This window comes from Myxococcales bacterium (assembly GCA_016720545.1).
Classification (GTDB): domain Bacteria; phylum Myxococcota_A; class Polyangia; order Polyangiales; family Polyangiaceae; genus JAAFHV01.
Genome location: JADKKK010000032.1, coordinates 1 through 9,328, shown reverse-complemented (window position 1 = coordinate 9,328; position 9,328 = coordinate 1). Strand labels below are relative to the sequence as shown.

The following is a 9,328-nucleotide window of genomic DNA, read 5'->3' as shown; positions in this document are numbered from 1 at the left end:
TCGAGCGCGTCGGCGTCGAGGCGCGTGCGTGGGCGGCCGAGTACTAGGGGCGCGCGCTCCGGCCCGAAGCGTCGGCCTCGTGGCGCTGGGCGGCGCTCCCACGAGGCATCGGGGGGCGGAACGTGTCAACGAATTTGAGAAGGTCGTTTCTTGAATTTAGTGAGGGGCGGGCGTGTCGCGGAGGGCGCCTGTCACGGCGCCAGCACCGCGAGATCGATCGCGAGGCGTCTCGCCCGCAGGCGCCGCGCCAGGCGCCTCTGTGGGCTTGTTGATCCAGACCTCGGACGCAGGGCGTCGGGCGATCGGGCGCCCGTGAGGGAAGCGCTCTGGGTGAGCGGCGAACGCGACGTCGAGCGTGGCCTGGCGTTGCGCGACGCGCTCGTCGACGAGGCCGGCGTGGACATCCGCCGGCGTGAGCATCGCGAGACCCGAATGGCGATGCTCCTCGTTGTACCAGCGGAAGAAGTCGCTGCTGTGGCCGCGCGCGTCCTGGATCGAACCGAAGCGCTCGGGGAAGTCGGGACGGTACTTGAGGGTCTTGAAGTGCGCCTCGCTGAATGGGTTGTCGTCGGAGACGTGGGGCCGCGAGTGGGTCTTGGTGACGCCGAGGTCGGCGAGCATGAACGCGACGGCCTTCGAGGTCATCGAGGTGCCGCGGTCGGCGTGGACGGTGAGTTGCCCGGCCTTGATGCCCTGACGGTCGCACGTCTCGGAGATGAGCTTCTTGGCGAGGGTGGCGGACTCCCGATGAGCCACCATCCACCCGACGACGTAACGGCTGAACACGTCGAGGATCACGTAGAGGTAGAAGTAGGTCCACTTCGCCGGTCCATGGAGCTTGGTGATGTCCCAGCTCCAGAGCTGGTTAGGCGCGCTCGCCAACAGCTCGGGCTTCGTGTAGGCCGGGTGGCGTAGCTGATTGCGCCGCTCGCGTGCCTCCTCGTTCTCGGCCAAGATCCGGTGCATCGTCCGCACCGAGCACAGGTGTCGGCCCTCATCGAGGAGCATGCCGAAGACCTCGGCGGGCGCGAGATCCACGAAGCGGGGCTCGTGCAACACCCCGAGCACCATCCTTCGCTCAGGGTCGGGGAGGCGTCGCGCTGGCGATGGGCGCGCGGGACGAGGGCCGTGCATCGGGGACCTCCTCCGGTAGTACGTCGCGACCGCGATCCCGAACGCTGCACACGTCGCGATGAGCACGCCCCTGTGAACTGAGGGGGCCGCTTGGCGTTCGCGACACGTTTCGTGAGGGGCGATGGACAAAGCCCCTCCGAAAACTCGCCACCATTGGTGAGTTCAGGGAGGGTCCGTCTCCGACTGAGAGAGTCGAGGAGGACGGATGGTGGAGAGGGTGAGCGAGATCGCGGACGAGGACAAGTTCCACGCGAAACTGTTGGAGATCGACGTCGCGGCGGCCTGGGCGGTGCGGAGGGGCCGGTGCAGTCGGCCGGGGTGCGGGGGGCGGCTGGACGTGGCGAACTACCCGCGCAAGGTCCGCGGGGTCGGCGAAGGGGCGGCCATCGCCGGGCGGTACGATTCGCGGCTGTCGCTGTGCTGCTCGGTGCGTGGCTGCCGGAGGCGCGCGACACCGGCGTCGGTGCGGTTCCTGGGGCGATTCGTGTACGCGATGCGGGTCATGGTGGCGTGGGCGGCCCTGCGCGGAGTGGCGTCGAGGGCAGCCCCAGAGGTCGCGTCGGCGCCGTCGCCATCGCGGCAGACGACGAGCCGCTGGGAGAGCTACTGGGGGCGGGTCAGGCAAGACGCGAGGGTGACGCTGCTGGTCGCGGCGCTGGTCGTGTCGTCGGGCGCCGTGGCCCCGAACGTGGTGGTGGCGCTGATGCGGTCCGCGCGCGGCACCGAGGCGGAGCGCGCGGTGACGACGCACCGGCTGCTGGCGCCACTGACGACGGCGACGGTTCCCCCTGAACGGGCACGTTCGGCGATGGTTGGGTGACCGCACGCAGAGGACGGTCGTAGACGGGACCGTCTTGATTTCTAGGGTTGTCGCACACGCGCAGGAGGGCCTGCGCAGGAGGACGACCCGAGATGAACGACAAGAGCCACGAGTCAGCCCGGATGAAGTGGGCGAGGTTTCGCTTCACGATCGTGGGGCCATTGCTGTCCTGCCCACCGGACGTGGGGGAGCTGCGCGAGCACGTCGAAGCGCTCGCTTCGCGGCGCTGGGAGCACCCGACGACCCGCGAGTCGCTGCGCTACGGCGCGTCGACGATCGAGCGTTGGTACTACGCGGCGAGGAACGCGAAGACGGACCCCATCGACGCGCTCGCGCGCAAGGTGCCGTCGCACGCGGGCACGCGCCCATCGCTCGGGGCCGCGTTGCGGGAGGCGCTCGCCGTGCAGTACCGCGCCCACCCGAGCTGGACGTACGCGCTTCACCACCAGAACCTCTCGGCGCTGGTGAAGGCGGACGCGACGCTAGGCGAGGTGCCGAGCCCCGCCACGATCGCGCGTCACATGCGCCAGCAGGGGATGGTCAAGCAGCGTCGTCGCAAGCGCAAGCGCGGCGAGGTTCAGGCCTTCGAGCCGCGTGAGCGGCGCAGCTTCGAGGTGACCCAGGTGCACGGGCTCTGGCACGCCGACTTCCACGAGTGCTCGCGCGCCATCGCGCTCGCGGACGGGAGCATGAAGAGGCCTCAGCTGCTCGCCTTCATGGACGACGCCTCGCGCCTGATCTGTCACGCGCAGTGGTACCTGGATCAGACGACCGAGGCGTGGGCGCACGGCCTGTCGCAGGCGATCCTCAAGCGGGGCCTGCCGCGCGCGCTGCTGACGGACAACGGCTCGGCCATGATGGCCGCTGAGAGCACCGAGGGGCTGGCGCGTCTCTCGATCGTGCACCACACGACATTGCCGTACACGCCTGAGCAGAATGGCAAGCAGGAGAGCTTCTGGGGGCTGGTGGAGGGGCGCCTGATGGCGATGCTCGAGGGTGAGGCGGAGCTCACGCTCTCGAAGCTCAACGAGGCGACGCAGGCGTGGGTGGAGCTCGACTACCACCGCAAGCGTCACAGCGAGCTCGGCACGACTCCCCTCGAGCGTGCCATGCGCGGGCCCGCGGTCGCGCGCGAGGCTCCCTCGATGGATGTCCTGCGTCGAGCCTTTCGCAAGGAAGAGGTGCGCACGCTGCGCCGCAGCGACGGGACGATCACCATCGAGGGCGTCCGCTTCGAGGTGCCCGCGCGCTACTGCGTGCTGCTGCGGCCGACGGTGCGCTTCGCGCGCTGGGACCTGTCGAGCGCCGACCTCGTCGACGCGCGACACGGCACCCACCTGGCGACGCTGCTGCCGCTCGACAAGGCCAAGAACGCGAGCGGCGCTCGCCGTCCGCTCGGTGTGCCTCAGCGGGCCGAGGACCTGGCTCGCGACGCGCGTGGGGCGGGGATCGCGCCTCATCTGCGAGTTCTGATGGCGGAGTACGCGGCGACCGGGCTGCCGCCGGCCTACCTGCCGCTGGACGCGGGCGGCGCCGCCGACGGGAGCGGGGCGGGCGCCGAACCCGTTGCTCCGGAGCACGAAGATCACGACCACGACGACTCCGACGACCGAGGTGACCGATGAACTCCACACTCAAGACCCTCTACGGACTCAATTTAACCCCTTCCTCCCCGGTCTACCGACCGAGGCGCTCTTCGCTACGCCCGCGATCGACACCTTCTGCAGGCGCCTCGAGTTTGGGCTCGCGGACGGTGGCTTCGCAATGATCACGGGCGACCCAGGCTCTGGGAAGTCTGCGGCCATGCGCATCCTGGCCTCTCGCCTCGCCCGCCGCTCCGACCTGCTCGTGGGCATCGTCGAGCGGCCCGTCGGTCGCGCCTCCGACTTCTACCGCGAGCTCAGCAGCCTCTTCGAGGTGCCGCTCAAGACCCACAACAACTGGGCTGGCTTCAAGTCGCTCCGCGCTCGCTGGAGTGAGCATCTCTCCTCGACGATGCTCCGGCCCGTCCTCATCGTGGACGAGGCGCAGGAGATGTTGGGCAACGTCCTCACCGAGCTGCGCCTGCTCGTCAGCAAAGATCTCGACGCCCAGTCGCTGCTGACCGTCGTCTTCGTCGGCGACGCCCGGCTCCCCGAGCGCTTCCGGTCGGCCGACTTGCTGCCTCTCGGTACCCGCATCCGCCGAAGGCTCAAGCTCGAGCCCGCAGCGCGCGACGAGCTCGTCGCCTGTCTCGATCACGTCCTCGACGTCGCTGGCGCCCCCAGTTGATGTCTACGGAGGTGCGGACCGTCATGGCCGAACACGCCGCCGGCAACTACCGCGTCCTCGCGAACATCGGCTACGAGTTGCTCAGCGCCGCCGCGGAGCGCGAGGCCCCGAGGATCGACGAGAAGCTCTTCTTCGAGGTCGTCGCGCCCCAGCCCACCGCTCGCGTCGCGAGGCGAAAGTGAGCCCAGACCTCCTCGAGGCGCGGCGCCGCTTCCCGGACCTCGTCTCCGTCGCAGCGCTGCTCGTGGTCCTCGACCTCGCGGACGCCGCCGTCCGCGCCGCTCACCCCGCGTCCCTCGGCCGCCTACCCGGCGAGGCCCCCTCGCAGCAGCGAGCCCTCGCCCTGCTCCGCTCGCTTCATCGCCTGCGCCGCGACGCTGCCCGCTATGTCGACTACCACGCCGACCTCGTGGGCCACCTCCCCCCGCGTACGAGCACCCGACACCTCAGCCACTTCTGAACAGGCGCACCGTCGCTCCACCGCCACGGCCCCGCCGTCGCGGTGGGGCCGGGTGTCCCCGCTCGACCGCCGAACCTCACTCTTCGTGACACGCGGCCCATCAAGTCTCCTGCTTGCGCTCAGCGAGCACGCCGTGGTGGGGCGCCACACCGAGCACCGCGCTCATCACGTCTCCTCCGGTCCGGGCAACGCGATCCCCAGCAGCTGTAAGAGTTTTTTTTGGAGCTCTACCAACGCCTCGGCCCGCTCCGCCCTCCGCGTCGCCTTCGTGACCTCTCGCTGCAGCTCGACGATCTGCTTGTCGCGCGCATCCACCACCCGCGCCGTCGGCCCGCGCCGCTTCGGCTCCAGCCCAGTGGTCTGCCCGCTCTTGGCCTGCGCCCTCCACGCGGCCAGGTGCGACGAGTACAGCCCCTCCCGCCGCAGCATCGCGCCGAGCTCTCCCGGCGCCGTGCAGGCCTCGGCCTCGCGCAGGATCCGCGCTTTGAACTCGGCGCTATACCGGCGCCGCTTCGCCTTCTCGCTCACTTCCGTCCCGGACTTCATCGCCGGTAACGACATCACGTTCGTCATGGGTCATGCCAGTCTCGCCCTGCGGGGTTCGTACACTAATCTCGGTGGGGGTGGCCTTCTCACGAACGTTGGCACAGAGGGGGGACTGGTAAACTGGTGCGTCGGCCCCTCTCTCGGGGCATCGTCATGGCGGTGTGCCTTGAGGCGGCGAGGCGCCGAGCCCGGAGCGCTTGGGAGCGCGCTTCGGCGTGGAACGCGAACCTGGGAGCGCGACGAATGGCCCTGTACGGAGGGGGCGAAGTCGACCCGAACGGAGCGTTGCAGCTGAGGGTCTACGAAGCTCGCCCGCTATCGCGTGCTCGCTCGGCCCCCAGCTGAACGCGAACGTTCGGCTGTTTGTCGAGAGTCCCTCGCTCGCCCGACGCGGCGGGAGTCTGCGACGGGCAGCGTCGACCTCCCTCGCGTGGGGCGACGAGGATCCGGTTCGCGACGTCGACCTCCCTCCCGATGATCGTGTCACGTCGAAAGCCTCCCTCGCACGCGCGGCGTGGACCCAACTTGGAAGGCCTTCAACGCGACGTGCTTGGCGGACGAGCGGACGAGCTCCGAGCCGGCGGCGCTCTCGGCCTCTATCCCAATAGGCAGCGTCCACCCAAGACCGGCCGGGCCACCGCCTCCATCGCGATAGCCAACATACGCCCGAGTCCCGAGCGCCCACGCCTTGCATGGGGGCAGGCAGATCCGGTCCGCCTGAACTCCATCGGCATCCTCACGGGCGGCGGGCTCGGCCGCGTGACGGCGCACTGAATCACGACCGGGCGCCCGGACGTGGACGTGACCGGCTTCAACATCGACCGGCTCCACACCTACCAGGCCAACCCGGAGTACCGCCGCACGCGCACGGTGGAGTCCCTCGGCCTCGTCTACCTCTGCCACTACCCGACCCGCTCGATGCAGACCGCACGCGCGCCGACAACGCCCCCTCGCTCTCCGCCACGCCTATGGGCCGACGCTCCGCTCAATAGTCGGCGTCGCAGTAGCCGCTGCTGTTGCAGCTCCCGAAGTAGCAGACACCAATGGACAGGTTGTGGTCACGCGCGATGGAGCCCCCGCCCGGGCACCACCCCTTCGCGTTGAGCGCTTTGCAGTGGGACGGCGAGTTACACCCCGAGCGGCAGGTCCCTCCCGAGCACGTCCACCGTTGCCCGTTCGCGCCGACGCAATCTCCGGCGTAGGTGCGGCCCTGGCATTCGGCGCTCTTGGTACACGACTCGACGTTGCAGAATCCATGGGCGCAGGTTAGCGGAGAGGCGCAGTCCGAAGCGCGCGAGCATGGTGCGCCGAAGTCCCCGCCGCTCTTGCCGTACGTCGGCGAGGTGGGGCACGAGGGTCCACTGCTGGATCCGCCCGAATTGGAGGACGTGGAGTCGCCCGGGCATTTCGACGGTGCCTTGGAGCAACGGCTCGTGCCGGTGGTGCTGGTCTCGCACGATCCTGCGCCGACCCGGCTGCAGTCGTCGTTCGTGACGCACGACACGTAGCACTTGAAGTCGCACGAGCGGCAGAACGTGTTGCAGCTCATGACGTCACCGCAACCTTCGCTGCAGCTGCTGTAATACTTGCCCTCCTTCAAGTCGCAGCTCGGGCCCGATTTGGAGGGGCTGGACGAATTCGTCCCCTCGGAGGTGCCCGAGCAGGCAACGATCGCGATGGCAGCGCCCGCGATCGCGCGAACGGTCCACATCTGTAGATGCCCCGAGCGCTTCCGACCATGCCGACGTGTCATGGGGCTGACATTCACTTGCCCAGGACCATCGCGCACGTGCCCACGGGCGTCATCGCGGGTTTCGTGACGCCGCCCTCTGCGGTGACATCGCTCTTGTCGTACACGACGAGCGTCGCTGCGCCGGGGTCCTTGGGAAGGATGGCGTCGAATCCGCCTGAAACCGAAATCATGGCACTTCCCGTAATCCAGCGAAAGTAGTGGTCACCCTTTTCATCGGTCCAACGGTTGGTCACGACGTACGCATCGCCACCGCCGTCGCGAGCGCGCCAGAGCAGACCCGGCGCGCCGTTGTAGTCGATGAGCGTGTAACTCATGACGTCGGTGATACGTTTCGTCTTCTCTACTTGGCAGTTGGGGGTAGACCATGTCGCCTTCGCAGGGGGCGAGAAATCGGAGCCCACCTTCGTCACTCCATGCGCGACAAACGGGGAGCCGCACCCAGCGCATCCGAGTCCTATCGATGCCATGAGGGCAATACGACGTAGGGAAGTTGGGTTGAGCAGCGGGCGCGAAAGATGTGTCATGGCTCCCCGGAGGCGACGGAATTCGTGCCACCATACTTTGCTTGATGGCCGGTGTCAACGCGGGTTAGACAGTGAAGTACGTGCTACGCCCCGCCGTCGCGCAGGAACGGGTCACGCGAGGACCTGACGGTCTCGTCCGGATCACGCTCAAGAAGCCCTCCTCGGAGGGACAGTGGCGGTGGACACAACTTGGGCCTGCTGTTCCTCGTGTCGCAGAGCATCCCCGGGATGAACGCGAACGAGCAGGCGGCGCAGGCGATCAAAGAGTTCGAGGCCTACAAACCATGCGCGGCGCGCGCGCGCGGAGATTGAGGGCGACGACGTCGACGATCTCCTCAACCGTGCCAAGGCCAAACACGCCGAGGTGAAGGCCGCGGCCGCGGCGCCGCCCGCCCCGGCGACCCCGCCTCCCGCGGCAGCTACCGACGCAGGCGCTGCACCGGCCACGCCTGCCTCGTCTGCGCCACCGGCGCCCTCGAACGCACCGGCCGCGTCCGCGCCGGCCGCAGCCACGACCGACGCGGTGCGCGACCCCGACGACCGCATGCCGGCGCTCGTGGACGCGGCATCGTGGCTGCGGCACTTCGCCAAGCACCCGGATGCGCCGCGTGCTGCGCATCTTCCCGAGCGTCTGCGCGGCGCCGTAGCCCGCAAGAAACTGGTCGTCCGAGAGCCAGCCTTGGGCACGATCTCCGCGCGAAGCAGCGGGAGCACGACGTGACCACCGCCGAGGACGAGGGAGCCCGCGGCCCTTCGCTTTACGCTCGCTCGGCCAAAATCGTCCTGCGGCCGCCTCCGCTCTTTAGCTGGACCCTCACCCACACCGCGACGTCCACTTCAGTCGGACCGTATCGCGCCCTCGCTCGCGGCGATATCCTTTCGAGTCCGAAGCGCCTCCGGCACCTCCGCTCCTTAGCTGGACCCTCTCGCACGGCGCGACCTCGACTTCAGTCGGACCGTCTCGGCCTCGCTCCGGGCGACGTCGTTGCGAGTCCGAAGCGCCCAACCCTCGCCTGCAGCGCCGCCCTGCCGGTCTGCAACCCCTCGCCCTCGCTCGCGGCCACCTCGATCCGGACTGCGAGCTCGGGCTCCTTCCGGCCGGGTGCCAGTTCCCCTCTGCCGCGCCGAGCGATGCCAGTGTCGAACGCCGCCTCCTTCCTGTTGGCGACGTTCGGTGGCCTCAATGCATCATGCACCCTTCTGCCGACCAGCAGCGCGGGCCGTGTGCCGAGACCCGTCCCTCCACATCCCTTCGACGCACACCTCACTTTCGCTGGGAGCCGTGCCTTTCCAAGTGAATCGCTGTCGTTCTTGGCTCGACAGCACCGTCGATATCAGACTGGAACGCCCTTCCGTCACCCTCTGTGCCGAACAGAGCATTGCAGCCGATGGTCACCGAATCTTGCCCGCTTCCGCGTGCAAGATTCGGCGCCCACGACTGAATGCTAACGTTCGGCTGTTTGTCGAGAGCCCTGGCATGGGGCGACGGGGCTCCGGCCGGCGACGTGGACCTCCTCACGAGAGGGCAGCGAGCTTGCGAGCGGGCGGCCTCGGGGTTCGCGCTCGACGCAACGTCTCCCGTAACGGGGGGCGTCGAAGACCGCCTTCGATAGGCAGCGACCTCCGAGGTCGTCACGTCGAAGGCCCCTCGCCACGACGGGCGTGGGCCCAACTTGGGAGGCCTTCGACGCGACGTGCTGGCGGACGAGCTCCGAGACCGGCGGCGCCCTCCTGCGAGGCATCGGCGAGCCGACGGACGTGCCGCAGCGAACCCCGGCTCGCAAGGGGGTGCCAGTCTTGACCCTCCCTCGCGATAGGCA

Annotated in this window: 6 protein-coding genes and 4 pseudogenes; 5 read left to right on the top strand and 5 right to left on the bottom strand. The window is 68.8% G+C overall.

The features are described 5' to 3' along the window. Positions 1 to 156: 156 nt before the first annotated feature. A complete protein-coding gene (locus IPQ09_26495) occupies positions 157 to 1,200 on the bottom strand; it encodes an IS3 family transposase (GenBank protein ID MBL0197698.1) in 1,044 nt (347 codons plus the stop codon). Positions 1,201 to 1,339: 139 nt separating this feature from the next. On the opposite strand from IPQ09_26495, the gene IPQ09_26490 reads away from it, so the two are divergent. From IPQ09_26490 to IPQ09_26475, 4 genes and pseudogenes are all read left to right on the top strand, one after another. Further along, positions 1,340 to 1,954 carry a hypothetical protein gene (locus IPQ09_26490; GenBank protein ID MBL0197697.1) on the top strand — a complete coding sequence of 205 codons (615 nt, stop codon included), beginning with the start codon at positions 1,340 to 1,342 and terminating at the stop codon, positions 1,952 to 1,954. Positions 1,955 to 2,046: 92 nt separating this feature from the next. Next, positions 2,047 to 3,474 (top strand): annotated as a pseudogene (locus IPQ09_26485) (transposase). A gap of 101 nt (positions 3,475 to 3,575) precedes the next feature. Then, positions 3,576 to 4,407, top strand: a pseudogene (locus IPQ09_26480) (ATP-binding protein). Further along, on the top strand, positions 4,404 to 4,685 hold the full coding sequence (locus IPQ09_26475; GenBank protein MBL0197696.1) for a hypothetical protein: 282 nt from the start codon (positions 4,404 to 4,406) through the stop codon (positions 4,683 to 4,685). The pseudogene IPQ09_26480 and the gene IPQ09_26475 overlap by 4 nt, the downstream one beginning before the upstream one ends. Before the next feature lie 165 nt (positions 4,686 to 4,850). Here the strand turns inward: IPQ09_26475 and IPQ09_26470 are convergent, their stop codons facing one another. Continuing rightward, the gene (locus IPQ09_26470; GenBank protein ID MBL0197695.1) at positions 4,851 to 5,258 is read right to left on the bottom strand and encodes a transposase; all 408 of its coding nucleotides are present in this window, start codon (positions 5,256 to 5,258) and stop codon (positions 4,851 to 4,853) included. Positions 5,259 to 5,705: 447 nt separating this feature from the next. On the opposite strand from IPQ09_26470, the pseudogene IPQ09_26465 reads away from it, so the two are divergent. Further along, a pseudogene (locus IPQ09_26465) lies at positions 5,706 to 6,335 on the top strand (hypothetical protein). On the opposite strand, the gene IPQ09_26460 reads toward IPQ09_26465, so the two are convergent. From IPQ09_26460 to IPQ09_26450, 3 genes and pseudogenes are all read right to left on the bottom strand, one after another. After that, complete coding sequence (locus tag IPQ09_26460; GenBank protein MBL0197694.1) at positions 6,217 to 6,942, bottom strand: hypothetical protein; 726 nt, start codon at positions 6,940 to 6,942, stop codon at positions 6,217 to 6,219. The pseudogene IPQ09_26465 and the gene IPQ09_26460 overlap by 119 nt on opposite strands. A gap of 53 nt (positions 6,943 to 6,995) precedes the next feature. Then, entirely contained in the window at positions 6,996 to 7,298 is a 303-nt protein-coding gene (locus IPQ09_26455; protein ID MBL0197693.1) for a hypothetical protein, read from the bottom strand. An 841-nt stretch (positions 7,299 to 8,139) separates the two neighbouring features. Beyond that, positions 8,140 to 8,255 (bottom strand): annotated as a pseudogene (locus tag IPQ09_26450) (chromate transporter). Positions 8,256 to 9,328: the final 1,073 nt, after the last annotated feature.